Source organism: Lysobacter daejeonensis GH1-9 (assembly GCF_000768355.1).
Lineage (GTDB): Bacteria > Pseudomonadota > Gammaproteobacteria > Xanthomonadales > Xanthomonadaceae > Aerolutibacter > Aerolutibacter daejeonensis.
This window is the reverse complement of record NZ_AVPU01000010.1, coordinates 84,006-101,460: the sequence shown is the minus strand read 5'-3', so window position 1 is coordinate 101,460 and position 17,455 is coordinate 84,006. Positions and strand designations below refer to the sequence as shown.

The following is a 17,455-nucleotide window of genomic DNA, read 5'->3' as shown; positions in this document are numbered from 1 at the left end:
ACATGCACATCGCGTTTGGGAAGGGGTAATCGCGGGATTGTTGCCGGCCGGCGACTCGCGCATCGAACCAGCAGTACGCGTTCCATGCTTGACGCATCACGCGGGCGGCTGCGAACAATGCAGTTCCTTCCGTCCCGAGGTCTGCCATGCGCTTCCACTTGCTTGCCGCCTGCGCCGCGCTTTCCGCTGCCATGAGTGGCTGCGCCACAGCGCCACGGGGCGCCTGGGTGGAACTGGGCGGCGCGCGATACGCGGTGGAGATTGCCGATGACGACGCCGAGCGCGCGCGCGGCCTGATGTTCCGGGACTCGCTGGGCGGCGAACAGGGGATGCTGTTCATCCACGAGCGCGAGGAGATGCAGGCGTACTGGATGAAAAACACCCGGATTCCGCTGGACATCCTGTATTTCGACGACGCGCGGCGGCTGGTGTCCCAGCAACGGGACGTGCCGCCGTGCACGCTCGGAAACGCTTGCCCGCCCTACCCCAGTTCGGCGCCCGCCCGGTTCGTACTGGAATTGAATGCCGGCGAGGCCAAGAAACTGGGACTCCAGGATGGCGCGGAGCTGACGTTCGGGCCGGGCATCCACGTGCCCTGAGGGCGACGGGGGGCTCGCCCGCGGGCGAGCAACTGCCGGTAACGCAGGGCAGAGTGCGGCACCCGCTCAGACCTCGGTCATCTCGAAATCGTCCTTGCCAACGCCGCAATCCGGACACGTCCACGTGTCGGGAACATCAACCCAGCGGGTGCCCGCGGGAATCCCCTCTTCCGGCAGACCGGCGGCCTCGTCGTAGATGAAACCGCAGACAACGCACATCCAGGTGCGGAAGGGGGCGGTCGCGGACGGGTTGGTCATGGGCGGATAATGGGCTGATTGCGGGCGGGCATTGTCCCATTGGCCCCGCGACCACGGAAGCTGCCCATGTCGCCCCGCTGGCCCCGCCACGGCCTGTATGCCATCACCCCCGACGAAACTGACACCTCACGCCTACTGGCGCGGGTGGATGCCGTGCTGACGGAGGGCGTGGCGATGCTGCAGTACCGGAACAAGTGCATCGACGGGACCGCACGCCGCTCGCAAGCAGAGGGCTTGCTGGCGCTATGCGCACGACATGGCGTGCCGCTGATCATCAATGATGATTGGCGGCTGGCTGGGGATGTCGGCGCAGCTGGCGCCCACCTGGGCGAGCACGATGGTGAACTGCGGGCTGCACGAGCGGCCTTGGGCCCGGCCGCAATCTTGGGCGCGTCCTGTTACGACTCACTGGACCTCGCGCGCGACGCCGTCGACGCGGGCGCCAGCTATGTCGCGTTCGGGGCGTTTTTTCCGTCGCCGACCAAACCCCAAGCGCGCCGCGCATCGCTTGGCCTGTTGCACGACAGCGACGCGTTGGGCGTGCCGCGGGTGGCCATCGGTGGCATCACGCCGGACAATGGGCGCGCGCTGGCAGAGGCCGGCTGCGAGCTGCTGGCGGTGATCTCTGGGGTGTTTGACGCGCCGGATCCTTCTGCAGCGGTGCGTGCCTACCAACGCTGCTTCGACCCCATACGCCGCCTGCCTGAGCCTTGACGCGTTGCGCAGGCGCCACTTTCTCGACGGACACCGGCCCAAGCCGGCCCTTCCCCACCAAGGCTGACCATGAACACCGAACGCTCCCACGCCCTTTTCACCCGCGCCCAGGAACTGCTGCCTGGTGGCGTCAATTCCCCGGTGCGCGCCTTCCGTTCGGTGGGCGGCGAGCCGTTCTTCGCGCAGCGCGCCGAGGCGGCGTACCTGTATGACGTGGATGGCAACCGCTATGTCGACTACGTCGGCTCTTGGGGACCGATGATTGCCGGCCACGCGCACCCGCAGGTGCTGGACGCGGTGGCGAAGACCATGCGCGATGGCCTGAGCTTCGGCGTGCCCAACGCACTGGAAGTGACGATGGCCGAGGCGATCACCCGCATCGTGCCGAGTTGCGAGATGGTCCGCATGGTCAACTCCGGCACCGAGGCCACGCTGTCGGCGATCCGACTGGCACGCGGCGCGACAGGGCGTTCGCGCATCGTCAAGTTCGAAGGCTGCTACCACGGCCACGGCGACAGTTTCCTGGTGAAGGCCGGCAGCGGGGTGATGACGCTGGGCCTGCCAAATTCGCCGGGCGTGCCGTCGGCGCTGGCCGACCTGACGCTGACCCTGCCGTACAACGATTTCGAGGCGGCGACCAAGCTGTTCGACGAGGTCGGCAGCGAGATCGCGTGCCTGATCATCGAACCGATCGTCGGCAACGCCAATTGCATCCTGCCCCGCGACGGCTACCTGCAGCACCTGCGCGCGCTGTGCACGCAGCACGGTGCACTGCTGATCTTCGACGAGGTGATGACCGGCTTCCGCGTGGCGCTGGGCGGCGCACAGCAGCGCTATGGCATCACCCCGGACTTGAGCACCTTCGGCAAGATCATCGGCGGCGGCATGCCGGTGGGCGCCTACGGCGGCCGTCGCGACCTCATGTCGCAGATCGCGCCGGCGGGCCCGATCTACCAGGCCGGCACGCTGAGCGGCAATCCCGTGGCGATGGCGGCGGGTCTGGCCACGCTGGAGCTGATCCAGGCGCCGGGCTTCCACGACGCGCTGGAGCGCAGCACGCACGCGTTGTGCGATGGCCTGGAAGCTGCTGCGCACGAAGCGGGCGTGGCGTTCACGACCACGCGCGCGCCGGGCATGTTCGGCCTGTACTTCCGCGAAGGGCCGGTGGAAACATTCGAGGATGCGAAGGCGTCTGACACCGCCCGTTTCAACCGCTTCTTCCACGCGATGCTGGAGCGCGGCGTGTACCTGGCGCCGTCGGCGTTCGAGGCTGGCTTCGTGTCCAGCGCGCACGGCGAGGCCGAGATTGCCCATACCGTGGCGGCGGCGCGCGAGGCGTTCGCGGTGGCCAAGGCCGGCTGAGCGCGGTCCAGCAGGGCTCGCGTCCCTAGGCCAGCGGCGGTAACCGGACGAGTTCGTCTTTATCGCCGCTGAAGCCATCGAACAGCTCGCGATGGCGCCGCAGCGAGAATTCATCGTCGCGCGTGGCGTAACCGCGCACCCACGCGATCAACATCGCCAGGTTGCGGTCTTGCGCTGCGGGGCTCGAATACTTGTGCGGCTCCCATGGCCGCGCGCGACAGTTGGCGACGCACGCCTCAATGCCAGGGTTGAGGAACACCAGCCGGGTGGCGCGCGCCAGTGCGAGTGCGGCCAGGTCGGCGTAACAGCCCTCCATGACCCAGCCCGGGTGCTGGGCCTGGAAATCCGCGATGGCCACGGCGCTTTCCGCCAACGCCCGCCGGGCAGGCGGGGTGGATGACGCCCAGGCGATGGAGTCCAGGTCGAGGTGCGCGAGGCCATGACGGGCGGCCAGCGCCTTCGCGTGCGTTGACTTGCCCGAGCCCGAGTTTCCGATGATGACGATCCGCTGCATGGCCGCATTCCTTCGCGATGTGGGGCGAGGCGTGGCGCTCAGCCGGCGACGACGTGGGCCAACGCTGCGCGCAGCCGCTTGAGTCCCTCCGCCACGTCCTCGTCGCCAATGTTCAGCGCCGGCACGAAGCGCAGCACGTCGGGGCCAGCCTGCAGGGTCAGCAGGCCGTGCTCGACGCAGCGGTCGAGGATCTCGCCCGCCTTGCCGGCATGCTCCGGGCGCAATTGCGCCCCCAGCATCAGGCCGCGGCCGCGGATCTCGCTGAAGAGGTGGAACTCGGCGTCGAGCGCGGCGAGGCCATCACGGAGCGCCTGCGACTGGCGCGCGACGTTGGCCAGCAACGCCGGCGACGACAGCTCGCGCAACGCGGCGCCGGCCACCGCGGTGGCCAGCGGATTGCCGCCAAAGGTTGTGCCGTGCGCGCCGAACTGCATGGTTTCTGCAGCCTTGGCACCTACCAGCATCGCGCCGATGGGGAAGCCGCTGCCCAAGGCCTTGGCCAGGGTGACGACATCCGGGGTGACGCCATAACCGTGGCAGGCGAACAGTTGGCCGGTGCGACCCATGCCGCACTGGATCTCGTCGAGCACCAGCAGTGCGCCATGGCGATCGCACAGGGCGCGCAGACCACTCAGGAAGGCGTCCGTCGCGGGGGTTACGCCGCCTTCGCCCTGTACCGGCTCGACCAGCACGGCGCAGACGTCGCCGGCGGCCATCGCCGCTTCGGCCGCAGCCAGATCATTGAAATCGCTATAGCGGAAACCCGGCGGCAGCGGTTCGTAACCTTCCTGGTACTTAGGCTGGGCGGTGGCAGTGACGGCGGCCAGGGTGCGGCCGTGGAAGCTGCCGCGGAAGCTGAGGATGACACGACGCTCGGGCGGGCGACCCTGCGCGCTGGCCCACTTGCGCGCCAGCTTGATCGCGGCCTCGTTGGCCTCTGCGCCGGAGTTGCAGAAGAACACACGCTCGGCGAAGCCCGAAGCGGCAACAAGGGCCTCGGCCAAGCGCAACGGCGGCTCGCTGACGAAGACGTTGCTGGTGTGCCAGAGCTTGCCGGCCTGCTCGGTCAGGGCCGCGAGCAGGGCCGGATGGGCGTGCCCCAGGGCGTTGACCGCGATGCCGGCGCCGAAATCGACGTACTCGCGGCCGTCGCGATCCCATACGCGGGAGCCCTGGCCGCGATCGAGCACGATGCGACGCGGGCGGTAGACCGGCAGGTAGTAGCGTTCGGCGAGGGCGTAAAGGTCGGAAGTCTGGGAGGTCATGGACATGGGGCCAAGGGGTGCCGCGGCATTTTCGCGCATTGTGGCCACCTCTGCCTGTCGGAGCCGGGCAGGTCGCGGCGGCCGCGGCGGTAGGCGAGAATGCGCGGAGGAGGACCCCATGCGCCTGTTGTTCGATCCCCAGCTCAATCCGGCCACCGAATCGGGGTGGCGTCGCACGTGGTTCGACATCATCTATCGCCACGATACGCCGCCATCGCGCAACTTCGACCTGGTGCTGATCGGTGCGATCGTGGCCAGCGTGCTGGTGGTGATCGCCGACAGCACGCCCACGTTCCATGCACGCCATGCCAACTGGCTGTATCCGTTGGAATGGGTGTTCACCCTGCTTTTCACCGTGGAATACGCGGTGCGGTTGATGGTGGTGCGCCGCCCGTTGCGCTATGCGCTGAGCTTGTGGGGCATCATCGACCTGCTGTCGATCCTGCCCAGCTACCTGTCGGTGCTGCTGCCCGGCAGCCAGAGCCTCCTGGTGGTGCGCGTACTGCGCATGCTGCGGCTGTTCCGCATCCTGAAGCTGACTCAGTACGTGGAGGAAGGCGGTGTGCTGGCCGGCGCGCTGTGGCGCAGCCGGCGCAAGATCTTCGTGTTCCTGAGCGCAATCATCACCGTGGTGGTGATCTTCGCGGCCCTGATGTACGTGGTGGAGGGTCCGGCGCATGGCTTCACCAGCATCCCAAGCAGCATGTACTGGGCGGTGGTGACGATGGCCACCGTCGGCTACGGCGACATCGCGCCGCAGACGGGGCTGGGACGGTTCATCGCCTCGGTGCTGATCCTGATCGGCTACAGCGTGATCGCCGTGCCGACGGGGATCTACACCGCCGAGTTGGCCAGCAGCCTGCGCGAGGCGTCGCACGAGACGGGCCACCTGGACCGGCGCGGCTGCCCCGAATGCGGGCTGGAGGGACATGACCCGACCGCGCATTACTGCCGCTGCTGCGGCCACCCGTTGCCCGCGCCGATGGGCTGACGCGGCGCCGGCGGCCGGAGCGGCCGCCAGCCCGGGGAAAAGTCACCAGACGCCGGTATTGGGCATCGACGCCCAAGGCTCCTGCGGCGGCAGGCGCCCACCCTTCTGCAGCAGTTCGACCGAAATCAGGTCGGGTGAGCGGACGAACGCCATGTGGCCGTCGCGCGGCGGGCGATTGATGGTGATGCCCATCGCCTGCAAGTGCGCGCAAGCGGCGTAGATGTCATCCACTTCAAAGGCAAGGTGGCCGAAGTTGCGGGCGCTGCCGTAGTCCTCGTCGTCGTAGTTGTAGGTGAGTTCAACCTCTGATTCGGGATTGGCCGGTGCACCGAGGTACACGAGGGTGAAGCGGCCTTCGGGGTAATCCTTGCGACGGGTTTCGTGCAGGCCGAGGCCTTCGCAGAAAAAACGCAGCGAGGCGTCGAGGTCGCGGACGCGGACCATGGCGTGGAGGTATTTCACGTGGAACTCCTGGGGGAGGAAACGGGAAAGCCTAGCGGGCGGGCGACGGAGTGCAACGCCGTGGACATGGTCCTTTGGTCGCGCCTGTCTGGCGTCGCCGCCTTGAAGAGGCGCTTACAGGAACAGGTCCGGCAGCAGCGGCCGCGACGGGTCGACGGCATAACCGGCGAAGTCCGTGACCCCGGCCTCGCGCAGTACCTCGTCATCGATGAGGAACTGACCATGGAAGCCGGCGGCCGGGCGCACCAGCACGGCATGCGCGGCGTCGGCCATGATCTCCGGCTTGCGGCAGCCCTGGAGGTCCATGCCGGGGATCATGTTGAGCGCGTCGGTGGCGATGACGGTGCGTGGCCACAGGGCATTGACCGCCACGCCTTGCGGGCCGAACTCCGCCGCCAGCCCGAGCGTCACGAAGCTCATCCCCATCTTGGCCAGGGTGTAACCGGTGTGCGGCCCCCACCACTTGGGATCGAGGTTGGGCGGCGGCGCCAGGGTGAGGATGTGCGGACTGGGCGACTGCAACAGGTACGGCAGGCAGGCCTGCGCGCACAGGAAGCTGCCGCGCGAATTGACCTGCTGCATCAGGTCGAAGCGCTTCATCGGCGTGTCGAGCGTGCCACGCAACCAGATCGCACTGGCGTTGTTGACCAGGATGTCGACGCCCCCGAAGGCGTCGACGGTGGCGGCAACCGCCGCGCGTACTTCGTCTTCCTCGCGGATGTCGCAGCGCAGGGCGATGGCCTGCCCGCCCGCGGCTTCGACTTCGGCAGCGACGCTGTGGATCGTGCCGGGCAGCTTGGGGTTGGGCACCGATGATTTGGCGGCGATGGCGATGTTGGCGCCGTCACGCGCGGCGCGCAGGGCGATGGCGCGACCGATGCCGCGCGAAGCGCCGGTAATGAACAGGGTCTTGCCGGACAGGGTGGTCATGGGGAGTTCTCGGTGCAGGAGCGGCCAGGCTCAGGGCTTGGGGCCCTGGCCTTCATTGTCCTCCCATTTCAGGAGGCGGCGGGTTACGAAGCGGTACAGCGGCTTGCCGGTGGCGAACCAGACTTCGCGCACCCACGAGTGGCGCTTGAGCACGCGGCGCTCCACCGGGGTGAGCGCCTCGGGGCAGTAGGTGCGCTTGTGCTTGAGCAGGTGGCGCAGGTCCTCGCGCGCCAGCAGGCGCATCCAGCGCGCGCGCGGGTGGCCGCGCGTGGCGAGCTGGAAATCGATGATGGCGGGCGCGCCGTCGGGCAGCACCAGCCAGTTGGCTTCCTTGGCCAGGTCGTTGTGCGCCAGCCCGCGACGGTGCAACTGCTGCAGCAGGCGCCGGGCACGGTGGAAATAGGCGACGTCGCCGCGCGGCGGGCGCTGGTACATCGCGTGGCCCTCCATGTAGCTGCGGTCGAGCCGGCGCCCGTCCCAGGCCAACAGGCGCGGCATGGCGGGAAGGCCCTCTACGCAACGCAGAGCCAGGGCTTCGCGCCGGGCCAGCCACCATGCCGGCAGGCGCAGCCAGAGGGGTACGAAACCGAGGTCGCGACGGACGAACAGGCCGTCCGCGCCCCGCATGAGGGCGATGCGACCAAAACTGTCGGCCTTGAGCGCGGCGACTTCGCTTGGAGTTACGGACATGGCATCAGTGTACGGAATCGGCCCGTCAAACCCGCTGACACGGGCATTGCGTGATCGGCTGCCTATAATCCGGCGATGGAACCTGCCTGGCTCGAAACCGCGACCGCATGGATCAGCGCACACCCGGTCGCCGCCGGGGCCATCGCGTTCCTGATTGCCTTCTGTGATGCGCTGGTGATCCTGGGGATCGTGGTGCCGGCGCTGCCGCTGCTGTTCGCGGTGGGGGCGCTGGTCGGACTTGGGCACATCAACGGGCCGTATGCGGTGACCTGTGCCGCACTGGGCGCGTTCGCCGGCGACCTGCTGAGCTACTGGGTGGGCCGCCGCTGGGGACCCGGGTTGCGTCAGGCGTGGCCATTCTCGCGCTATCCGCAATGGCTGACCCGGTCAGAGGCGATGTTCCGGCGCCACGGGATCAAGAGCATCTTCATCGCCCGCTTCGTGGGTGCGGTGCGGCCGTTCGTGCCGGCCATCGCGGGCATGCTGCACATGCCGGCGCGGCGCTACGTGCCGCCAAGCCTGGCCGCGTCGTTCCTGTGGGCCGCGCTGTTCCTGGCGCCGGGCTGGGTGCTGGGCGCTTCGTACGACGCAGTGGCGGCGGTGGCCGACCGGCTGGCGCTGGTGCTGGCCTCGCTCGTGGTGGCGGTGGCGCTGGTATGGGCCTGCGTGCTCTACACCTGGCGCTGGTTCGCCGAGCACGCCGACGCGCTGCTGGCGAAGGCCCTGGCCTGGACCCGCGCGCACCCACGGCTGGGGCGCTACGCGGCGGCGGTGATGGACCCCAACCGACCTGAATCGCCCTCTCTGGTGATCCTGGGCGTATGCCTGCTGGGCATCGGCTGGGCCTGGTTCACGCTCGCGGCGATGCTGCTCGCCAACGGCGGGCCGCTGGCGATCGACCACCAGCTCAACAGCTTCATGTGGACGCTGCGCAATCCGCTGGCAGACCGGCTGATGGCCGCACTGGCCAGCCTGGGCGACCCCGCGACGCTGGGCGCGGCAGCATCGTTGACCATGGGCTACCTGCTGTGGCGGCGGCGCTGGATGGCGGCCGCACACTGGCTGGCTGCAATCGTGTTCGGGCTGGTGCTGACCACGCTGATGGAAGCGGCGATCACCATGCCGCGGCCACCGACGGCACCGGCGGGGTTCGGCTTCCCGTCGGTGGCGGTGACGATGTCCACCATCGTGTTCGGCTTCTTCGCGGTGCTGATCGCGCGCGAGTTGCCGGGGCGCAAGCGGGTGTGGCCGTACCTGCTGGCGGGCGTGGTGACCACAGTGATCGGATTCGCGCGCCTGTACCTGGGCGCGCATTGGCTGTCGGACCTGGTGGGTGGCACGCTGCTGGGCATCCTGTGGCTGCTGGTGCTCGGCATCGCCTACCGCCGGCACGTGGCGCGCTCGTTCTGGATGCGGCCGTTGGCGTGGGTGTTCTACGGCAGCTTCGTGCTGGCGGCGGCATGGCACGCACCCCATGCGGCCGACCCGCTGTTGGCCAAATTCGCCGCGCCACTACCCACGCGCGTCGTGGCGCTTGACGACTGGTGGCAACGCGACTGGGGCAACCTGCCGGAGCGCCGCAGCGAAACGGACGTGCGCCGCCGCTGGCCGCTGGACGTGCAGGTGGCCGGGCCGTTGGCGCCGCTGCAGCAGGCGCTGGAAGCGCGAGGCTGGCGCGTGCAGGCGCAGGCGGACTGGGTGCGCACGATCGGGCTGTTGGACAGCGGGCGGCCGCCGTCAGGGTACCCGGTACTGCCTGCCACGCTGGACGCGCAGGCCGAAGCCCTGCTGATGGTGCGCGACGGAGCGGCCGCCGGCGACCTGCATGCGCTGCGGTTGTGGCATGCGCCGACAGCGCTGGCCGATGGCACACCCCTGTGGATCGGCACGGCGCAGACCCTGCAACTGGGGCGGCCGCTGAATGTGGTGTCGCTGTGGCGCCCCGCTTCCGACAGCCACGCCACCTATGCGTTGATACGCGAAGACCTGCGTGGCTTCGCGCCGTTGGAGCAATTGCACCCCATCGGCGGCATGCCGGTGCTGCGACTGCGCACCGACAACGGAGTCGCGCTCAGCCCTTGAGCGTGGCGAGGAAGCGGCGCGGCGCGCCGTCGAAGCCGCCGTTGGACATGAACACCACGTGGTCGCCGGTCCGCACGCGCTCACGCAACGCGGCGATCAATGCGTCGGAATCGGGCGCGGTCACGGCTTCGCCACGCACCGCGGCGACGACCTTGCCGGCGTCCCACGCCAGTTCGGGACGGTGCAGGAACACGACCACATCGGCACCATCCAGCGATGGCGCCAGTGCGTCGGCATGCGCGCCCAAGCGCATCGAATTGCTGCGCGGCTCCATGGCCACGACGATGCGCGCATCACCCACGCGTGCCCGCAGGCCGGCCAGCGTGGTGGCGATGGCCGTGGGGTGGTGGGCGAAGTCGTCGTAGACGGTGACGCCATCGGCCTCACCTATGACCTCGAGGCGACGCTTGACGCTGCGGAACTGGGCGAGCGCCGGCAGCACGCTGGCAACCTCGACGCCCACGGCATGCGCGGCGGCCAGGGAGGCCAGCGCGTTCATCACGTTGTGACGACCCACCAGCGGCCAATGCACTTCGCCCACGTCGACGCCATCGTGCACGACCACGAACGCACTGCCATCGGCACTGAGCAGGCGTGCGGTCCAGTTGAAGCTTCCGCGCGCGGCGCTGACGATGTCGGCGCGGTCGCCATGGGCTTCGTGGCCCGAGGCCTGCGGGATCAGGCTGGCGTCGAGGCCGAAGGTTTCCACCGGCGTCCAGCAGCCCATCGCCAGCACTTCGGCCAGATACTTGTCCTCGCCGTTGACGATGAGGCGGCCGCGGCGCGGCACGGTGCGCACCAGGTGGTGGAACTGGCGCTGGATCGCGGCCACGTCGGGGAAGATGTCGGCGTGGTCGTACTCAAGGTTGTTGAGGATCGCGACCAGCGGACGGTAGTGGACAAACTTGCTGCGCTTGTCGAAGAACGCGGTGTCGTATTCGTCGGCTTCGACCACGAACTCGCGGCCACCGCCCACGCGCGCGGACACGCCGAAGTCCTCGGCGACGCCGCCGATCAGGAAACCCGGGTTGCGGCCGGCCGCCTCCAGCAACCACGTCAGGATGGTGGTGGTGGTGGTCTTGCCGTGGGTACCGGCGACCGCCAGCGTGTCGCGGCCGGGCAGCACGTGCTCGCTGAGCCACTGCGCGCCGGAGGTGTACTTGCGGCCGTCGTCCAGCACCTGTTCGACAGCGGCGTTGCCGCGCGAGAGGGCGTTGCCGACCACCACCTCGGCGCAATCGGCCGAGATGTGTTCGGGCTGGTAGCCCTGGCTCAGGGTGATGCCCAGCTGCTCCAACTGGGTGGACATCGGCGGATACACCGCCTGGTCACTGCCTTCGACATCGTGCCCGAGTTCGCGCGCGAGGGCGGCGACGCCGCCCATGAAGGTGCCGGCGATGCCGAGGATGTGCAGTTTCAAGCGAGGATTACCCCACGTCGGCGGTTGGCGACAGCGCCTCGACCAGACGATGGAACACCTCGTCCAGCGCGCCCACGCCGTCGACCACGGTCAGCTGGCCGTGCTGGCGGTAGAACTCGATCACCGGCGCGGTCTGGCTGTCGTAGACCTCCAGGCGCTTGCGCACGGATTCGGGGTTGTCGTCGGCGCGACCCTCGGCGGCGGCGCGGCCAGCGATGCGCTCGACCAGCAGCTCGGTCGGCACTTCCAGCTGCACGGCGTATTCCATCGGCTGGCCAATGCGCTTGAGCAGCGCGTCCAGCGCGTCGGCCTGGGCCAGGTTGCGCGGGTAGCCATCGAGGATGAAGCCGTTGGCGGTGTCGGGACGCGAGAGGCGATCCTCGAGCATGCCCAGCAGGATGGCGTCGCTGACCAGCTCGCCGCGGGCCATGACCTCCTTGGCCTCCAGCCCGAGCTTGCTGCCAGCGGCTACTTCGGCGCGCAGCAGGTCACCGGTGGAAATGTGCGGCACCTGCAGGTGCTCCTTCAGGCGGGCGGCCTGGGTGCCCTTGCCGGAACCGGGCGCACCGAGAAGAACCAATCGCATCAACGTGACTCCTGAAACGGAAAATTCGGTATGGGCGCGGGGGGCCCCACCCCGGCCGGACCGGGGTCGCCATCGGCAAGTGCGGCGCTACACTCGGGGAGTGCGGCCCACCTGCCGGGCGTCAACGTTGGTCACTTTACCGCATCCCGGCCTGTACCACTGAAACCACAATGGCCTCCGGAACCCTACTTTATGCGCAGTCCGGCGGGGTCACCGCCGTCATCAACGCCACGGCCTCCGCCGTCATCCAGACCGCGCGGGGCCGCAAGATCAAGGTGCTGGCGGCTCGCAACGGCATCCTGGGCGCCCTGCGCGAGGACCTGATCGACACCTCGAAGGAGTCGCTGGCGGCCATTCGTGCCCTCGCCCACACGCCTGGCGGCGCGTTCGGCTCGTGCCGGGTCAAGCTGAAGTCGCTGGAGCAGGACCGGCCGAAATACGAGCGGTTGCTGGAGGTGTTCCGTGCGCACGACGTGCGGTACTTCCTCTACAACGGCGGCAACGATTCGGCTGACACGGCACTGAAGGTGTCGCAGCTGGCCAGGGAGTTCGGCTACCCGCTGACCTGTGTCGGCGTTCCCAAGACCGTGGACAACGACCTGGCGGTGACGGACTGCTGCCCCGGCTTCGGTTCGGCGGCCAAGTACACCGCCGTGTCGGTGCGCGAGTGTGCGCTGGACGTGGCAGCGATGGCCGACACTTCGACCAAGGTCTTCGTGTACGAGGCGATGGGCCGGCACGCCGGCTGGCTGGCCGCGGCCGCGGGATTGGCGGGCCAAGGCCCGGACGACGCCCCGCACCTGATCCTGTTCCCCGAGCGGCCGTATGACGAGGCGGACTTCTTCGCCAAGGTGAAGGCCACGGTGGAGCGCGTGGGCTACTGCGTGGTGGTGGCCAGCGAAGGCATCCAGACCCCGGATGGGCGCTTCGTGGCCGATGCGGGCGGTGGCAAGGACTCCTTCGGCCATACCCAACTGGGTGGCGTGGCCTCGCACCTGGCCGGGCGGGTGAAGGACGTGCTGGGCTACAAGGTGCACTGGACCCTGCCCGACTACCTGCAGCGCTCGGCACGGCACCTGGCGTCGAAGACCGACCTGGCGCAGGCCGAAGCGGTGGGCAAGGCCGCGGTGGAATTCGCACTCAAGGGCATGAACGCGGTGATGCCGGTGATCGTGCGCACCTCGGATGCGCCGTATCGCTGGAAGATCGAGGCAGCCCCGCTGACGAAGGTCGCCAACCACGAGAAGAAGATGCCGGCGGGCTTCATCCGCAAGGATGGCTATGGCATCACCGACGGCGCGCGACGCTACCTGGAGCCGTTGATCCGCGGCGAGGCACCACCGCCGTATGGGCGTGATGGCATTCCCAAGTATGTGACGCTGAAGAACCTGCCGGTGCGCAAGGCGCTCGATGCGTGGACGGACTGATCAGCACTAGGCAGTCATCCATTGAAACGGTAGTGTCCGTCGTCCCACGGAAGAATTGGCCGTCATGAAGACCCAGCACAGCCGCCTCGCCTCCCTCCCGCTCACTGCCGCGCTTACGATGGCGCTTGCATGGCCCTTGGCCACACTGGCTCGGCCGGCGCAAACCCTGCCCGCCGCAGCGTCGCATGAGGGCACCAAGGTAGCCAAGGACGTTTCCACGAACGAGGTCGCGCTGCCCGCACGGCGCTCGTGCCAACCCACCGACGACTCGGAATACGCGGAGGACGTTGCTGGCGGACCTGCGACGGAAGCGTCCAACGACGGGATCGAGGTGGGCATGGCGGAGCCCGGCGAGGCCAGGATCGAAATGCTCGAAATGTCGCCCGAGGAAGAGGCGGCCTTCGATGCGGCAATAGCCGCGTACGAGAAGTACAACCGCGAGTCCGGCAATTGTGAGGAAGCCGACGCGGACGCCGCCACCGCGGATCAACGCCCCTGACCTGATCGGGTCAACCGGTGGTCCCGATCACCGGCAAGCGGCCCCCTCGACCGTCATGGTGGCGGCAAACAAGGGCGTGGCACCTGCCTTGGCGGGGAGTTCTTTCTGCGCATCCTGCAGGTAGATCCTCGCGCGGCCCTGGGCGTCCAGCGCCGGCGGGCTGGCGCTGCCCGGCTTGCGCCATACCCGCACCACCGCCTGCTGCGACGGGCAGGCCGCGCTGGGCACGCGGACGAGGTCGTTGAGCAGCCAGCCCGATTGCGACCACGGCTGGGCTTTCGCTGCGTCCACGAACCGGGCCCGCGGGTGGCACGTCGCGCTGGTGCGTACCACCGCGAACCGGTAGGGCGCGGCCAACTGGCCGGTAAAGGCGCCCTCAAGGCGAGCACAGGCCTCGGGAATGGTCCTCACCGTGTGCTGTACACCGGTGGCCTGTGGCCGGGCGACGGCGCGGGCGATCTCGGGCCGCTGCTCGGCGGCCCGCGCGGGCGCGGCTATCGACGCCGCCACGGCAAGCGCGGCGAAAACGTGGTGGAACTTCGGCATGGAGGTTCCTGGCATTCGTGAACCAAGTCGCAGGCTGGCACGCCCGGGCTGAACCCGGAGTTCACAAGGTGCGCGCCCACGCACGCCTGTGCCATAGTCAAACCGTTGCCGGGCCCCCCACGCTGCCCGCGCGGCCACATCGCAGATGCAGTATCCGTAGTCCTGGTGTCCACTCTAGGGGAGGGGTTCATGCTGGAGCAGTACGGTTTGACCTTGGCGCTCACTTGCGCCGTCATTGCGATCCTGTACGGGATCATCTCGGCGCGATGGATCAGCGCACAACCCGCCGGCAACGAACGTATGCAACAGATCGCCGGCGCGATCCAGGAAGGCGCGCGCGCTTACCTCAACCGCCAATACACGACCATCGGCATCGCGGGTGCGGTGCTGTTCGTGGTGATCGGCTTCGCGTTGAACTGGGCCACCGCGATCGGATTCCTGATCGGTGCGGTCCTCTCCGGTGCGGCTGGCTACATCGGCATGAACGTGTCGGTGCGCGCCAACGTGCGCACCGCCGAGGCCGCACGCCGGGGCATGGGACCGGCAATGGACGTGGCGTTCCGCGGCGGCGCGATCACCGGCATGCTGGTGGTCGGCCTGGGCCTGCTGGGCGTGGTCGGCTATTTCGCCGTACTGCACCTGCACATGGGCTACGCCGAGGCAGACGCGCTGCACGCGCTGGTCGGCCTGGCGTTCGGTTCGTCGCTGATCTCGATCTTCGCGCGACTGGGCGGCGGCATCTTCACCAAGGGCGCTGACGTGGGCGCGGACCTGGTGGGCAAGGTCGAGGCCGGCATCCCCGAGGATGACCCGCGCAACCCGGCTGTGATCGCCGACAACGTGGGCGACAACGTCGGTGACTGCGCCGGCATGGCGGCGGACCTGTTCGAAACGTACGCGGTCACCATCATTGCGACGATGCTGCTGGGCGGGTTGATGGCCACGCAGATCGGGCCGCACGCGGTGCTTTACCCGCTGGTGCTGGGCGGCGTGTCGATCATCGCGTCGATCATCGGTGCGTACTTCGTCAAGGTGAAGGACGGCGGCTCGATCATGGGTGCGCTGTACAAGGGCGTGATCGTGTCGGCGGTACTGGCGGCGATCGCGTTCTACCCGATCACCACCGCGCTGATGGGCGGCTCGCCGCTGGGTGCGATGAACCTGTTCGGCTGCGCGTTGATCGGCCTGGCGCTGACCGGCGCGATCGTGTGGATCACCGAGTACTACACCGGCACGCAGTTCAAGCCGGTACAGCACGTGGCGGCCGCTTCGACCACGGGGCATGGCACCAACATCATCGCCGGGTTGGGCGTGTCGATGAAGTCGACCGCGCTGCCGGTGATCGCGGTGTGCCTGGCGATCTACTTCGCCCACGCGCTGGCAGGGCTGTACGGCATCGCCATCGCCGCCACGGCCATGCTGTCGATGGCCGGCATGATCGTCGCGCTGGACGCCTACGGGCCGATCACCGACAACGCCGGTGGCATCGCCGAGATGGCGGAGCTGCCGCCGGAGGTGCGCAGCATCACCGACCCGCTGGACGCGGTGGGCAACACCACCAAGGCGGTGACCAAGGGCTACGCGATCGGTTCGGCCGCTCTTGCTGCACTCGTCCTGTTTGCGGACTACACCCACAACCTGGAGACGGCCGCGGCGGCCAAGGCGGCCGCCACCGGCGTGGTGGCCGAGGCACTGCGCTTCGATCTGTCCGACCACATGGTGATCATCGGCCTGCTGATCGGCGGCCTGATCCCGTACCTGTTCGGCGCGATGGCGATGGAGGCAGTCGGTCGCGCGGCCGGCGCGGTGGTCGAGGAAGTGCGGCGCCAGTTCCGTACCATCCCGGGGATCATGGACGGCAGCGGCAAGCCGGAGTACGACAAGGCCGTCGACATGCTGACCAAGTCGGCGATCAAGGAAATGGTCGTGCCGTCGCTGCTGCCGGTGGTGGTGCCGGTGCTTGTGGGCCTGCTGTTGGGGCCGAAGGCGCTGGGCGGCTTGCTGATCGGCACGATCGTCACCGGCCTGTTCGTGGCGATCTCGATGACCACCGGCGGCGGTGCGTGGGACAACGCGAAGAAGTACATCGAGGACGGTCACCATGGCGGCAAGGGCAGTGAGGCGCACAAGGCGGCCGTAACGGGCGATACCGTCGGCGACCCGTACAAGGACACCGCCGGCCCGGCCATCAACCCGCTGATCAAGATCATCAACATCGTGGCGCTGCTGCTGGTGCCGCTGCTGTAATTGGATCTCTCCACCCCCGGCGCGGTAGGGCCGGGGGGCTTCAGACAGCCCGGGAACCTCCGGGCCTTCAACGGCGATCCCCCGATCGCCGTTTTTCTTTGGGTGGCGGTCCGCCGGGCCCGCGACTACCGCCCCTGCCCGCGCCGCGTGGGCCAGCCCCAGGCCCGAGGTCCAACGCGTGCGCCCTTGGCCTCGCGCCGACCATGCGGAAAAGCCCATTGCTGCGTCGCAGCAGCGACCCGCGTAAAATGGCGCCCTCTTTCCCCCTCGGGCCTCCTCCGTCAGGCGGCCCCCAGCAGCTGGAGCACGCAATGGGCCTGGACCTCGTCCCCACCGGCAAGAACCCGCCGGATGAGATCAACGTCATCATCGAAATCCCCAAGGACGCCGAGCCGGTCAAGTACGAGGTCGACAAGGCTTCGGGCGCGATCTTCGTTGATCGCATCCTGTCCACCCCGATGCGCTATCCGTGCAACTACGGCTACGTGCCGCACACCGTATGCGGTGACGGCGACCCGGCCGACGTGCTGGTGATCCTGCCGCTGCCGCTGGTGCCGGGTTCGGTGATCCGCTGCGTGCCGGTCGGCGTGCTGAAGATGTCCGACGAGGCCGGCAGCGACGAGAAGCTGATCGCCGTGCCGGTGCCGAAGATCTTCGGCGGCTACGCGCACATCACCGACATCGAACAGGTCTCCAAGCACTGGCTGGAGCGCATCGGCCACTTCTTCGAGCACTACAAGGATCTCGAGAAGGGCAAGTGGGTGAAGATCGAAGGCTGGGGCAACGCCGCCGAGGCCAAGGCCGTGCTGGTCGAGGCGATGAAGCGCTACGAGGATAGTGCGGACAAGCCGAACTTCTGAGTG

General features: G+C 68.4%; 19 protein-coding genes. 9 read left to right on the top strand and 10 right to left on the bottom strand.

From position 1 onward, the window contains the following. Window positions 1-193, bottom strand: a 193-nt coding sequence (locus N800_RS16290; RefSeq protein ID WP_232227571.1) for a hypothetical protein, incomplete at its 3' end; no start/stop codon positions are given. Here N800_RS16290 and N800_RS07705 point away from each other — a divergent pair. Further along, window positions 147-599 carry a DUF192 domain-containing protein gene (locus tag N800_RS07705; protein WP_052108026.1) on the top strand — a complete coding sequence of 151 codons (453 nt, stop codon included), beginning with the start codon at window positions 147-149 and terminating at the stop codon, window positions 597-599. The two genes, N800_RS16290 and N800_RS07705, sit on opposite strands and share 47 nt — an antisense overlap. Window positions 600-665: 66 nt before the next feature. Here the strand turns inward: N800_RS07705 and N800_RS07700 are convergent, their stop codons facing one another. Next, window positions 666-857 (bottom strand): rubredoxin, encoded by a 192-nt coding sequence (locus N800_RS07700; protein WP_036136672.1) that lies wholly within the window; start codon window positions 855-857, stop codon window positions 666-668. Between the two features lie 66 nt (window positions 858-923). On the opposite strand from N800_RS07700, the gene thiE reads away from it, so the two are divergent. Together thiE and hemL are read left to right on the top strand one after the other, a co-directional pair. Beyond that, window positions 924-1,571: a thiamine phosphate synthase gene (gene thiE, locus N800_RS07695; protein ID WP_036136671.1), complete on the top strand. Its 648-nt coding sequence runs from the start codon at window positions 924-926 to the stop codon at window positions 1,569-1,571. A 69-nt stretch (window positions 1,572-1,640) separates the two neighbouring features. Further along, on the top strand, window positions 1,641-2,933 hold the full coding sequence (gene hemL, locus N800_RS07690) for a glutamate-1-semialdehyde 2,1-aminomutase (RefSeq protein ID WP_036136669.1): 1,293 nt from the start codon (window positions 1,641-1,643) through the stop codon (window positions 2,931-2,933). A 25-nt stretch (window positions 2,934-2,958) separates the two neighbouring features. On the opposite strand, the gene N800_RS07685 is transcribed toward hemL, so the two are convergent. Together N800_RS07685 and N800_RS07680 are read right to left on the bottom strand one after the other, a co-directional pair. Next, window positions 2,959-3,447 carry a P-loop NTPase family protein gene (locus tag N800_RS07685; protein WP_036136667.1) on the bottom strand — a complete coding sequence of 163 codons (489 nt, stop codon included), beginning with the start codon at window positions 3,445-3,447 and terminating at the stop codon, window positions 2,959-2,961. A gap of 38 nt (window positions 3,448-3,485) precedes the next feature. Continuing rightward, entirely contained in the window at window positions 3,486-4,712 is a 1,227-nt protein-coding gene (locus N800_RS07680; RefSeq protein WP_036136714.1) for an acetylornithine/succinyldiaminopimelate transaminase, read from the bottom strand. Window positions 4,713-4,830: 118 nt separating this feature from the next. Between N800_RS07680 and N800_RS07675 the strand changes: the two genes are divergently transcribed. Further along, window positions 4,831-5,703: an ion transporter gene (locus N800_RS07675; protein WP_036136665.1), complete on the top strand. Its 873-nt coding sequence runs from the start codon at window positions 4,831-4,833 to the stop codon at window positions 5,701-5,703. 42 nt (window positions 5,704-5,745) lie between these two features. Here N800_RS07675 and N800_RS07670 read toward each other — a convergent pair whose 3' ends face one another. The 3 genes from N800_RS07670 to N800_RS07660 form a co-directional block, all read right to left on the bottom strand. Then, a complete protein-coding gene (locus N800_RS07670; protein ID WP_036136663.1) occupies window positions 5,746-6,165 on the bottom strand; it encodes a VOC family protein in 420 nt (139 codons plus the stop codon). Window positions 6,166-6,279: 114 nt separating this feature from the next. Beyond that, complete coding sequence (locus N800_RS07665) at window positions 6,280-7,095, bottom strand: SDR family oxidoreductase (RefSeq protein ID WP_036136661.1); 816 nt, start codon at window positions 7,093-7,095, stop codon at window positions 6,280-6,282. A 30-nt stretch (window positions 7,096-7,125) separates the two neighbouring features. After that, window positions 7,126-7,785: a protein kinase family protein gene (locus N800_RS07660; protein WP_036136659.1), complete on the bottom strand. Its 660-nt coding sequence runs from the start codon at window positions 7,783-7,785 to the stop codon at window positions 7,126-7,128. 75 nt (window positions 7,786-7,860) lie between these two features. Here N800_RS07660 and N800_RS07655 point away from each other — a divergent pair, with 75 nt between their 5' ends. Then, on the top strand, window positions 7,861-9,867 hold the full coding sequence (locus N800_RS07655) for a bifunctional DedA family/phosphatase PAP2 family protein (RefSeq protein WP_036136657.1): 2,007 nt from the start codon (window positions 7,861-7,863) through the stop codon (window positions 9,865-9,867). Here the strand turns inward: N800_RS07655 and N800_RS07650 are convergent. Next, window positions 9,857-11,251 carry a Mur ligase family protein gene (locus tag N800_RS07650; RefSeq protein ID WP_052108037.1) on the bottom strand — a complete coding sequence of 465 codons (1,395 nt, stop codon included), beginning with the start codon at window positions 11,249-11,251 and terminating at the stop codon, window positions 9,857-9,859. The two genes, N800_RS07655 and N800_RS07650, sit on opposite strands and share 11 nt — an antisense overlap. 43 nt (window positions 11,252-11,294) lie before the next feature. Continuing rightward, window positions 11,295-11,873, bottom strand: a complete 579-nt coding sequence (locus N800_RS07645; protein WP_036136654.1) for an adenylate kinase — start codon at window positions 11,871-11,873, stop codon at window positions 11,295-11,297. A 170-nt stretch (window positions 11,874-12,043) separates the two neighbouring features. Here N800_RS07645 and N800_RS07640 point away from each other — a divergent pair, with 170 nt between their 5' ends. Further along, window positions 12,044-13,300 (top strand): 6-phosphofructokinase, encoded by a 1,257-nt coding sequence (locus N800_RS07640; protein WP_036136652.1) that lies wholly within the window; start codon window positions 12,044-12,046, stop codon window positions 13,298-13,300. 64 nt (window positions 13,301-13,364) lie between these two features. After that, window positions 13,365-13,799 (top strand): hypothetical protein, encoded by a 435-nt coding sequence (locus N800_RS07635; protein WP_156962906.1) that lies wholly within the window; start codon window positions 13,365-13,367, stop codon window positions 13,797-13,799. 27 nt (window positions 13,800-13,826) lie between these two features. On the opposite strand, the gene N800_RS07630 is transcribed toward N800_RS07635, so the two are convergent. Next, window positions 13,827-14,345 (bottom strand): hypothetical protein, encoded by a 519-nt coding sequence (locus N800_RS07630; RefSeq protein ID WP_036136649.1) that lies wholly within the window; start codon window positions 14,343-14,345, stop codon window positions 13,827-13,829. 189 nt (window positions 14,346-14,534) lie between these two features. On the opposite strand from N800_RS07630, the gene N800_RS07625 reads away from it, so the two are divergent. Together N800_RS07625 and ppa are read left to right on the top strand one after the other, a co-directional pair. Continuing rightward, window positions 14,535-16,592, top strand: coding sequence for a sodium-translocating pyrophosphatase (locus tag N800_RS07625; RefSeq protein ID WP_036136648.1), 2,058 nt, complete (start codon window positions 14,535-14,537; stop codon window positions 16,590-16,592). Window positions 16,593-16,903: 311 nt separating this feature from the next. Next, window positions 16,904-17,452, top strand: coding sequence for an inorganic diphosphatase (gene ppa / locus N800_RS07620; protein WP_036136646.1), 549 nt, complete (start codon window positions 16,904-16,906; stop codon window positions 17,450-17,452). The last annotated feature ends 3 nt before the right edge of the window (window positions 17,453-17,455 follow it).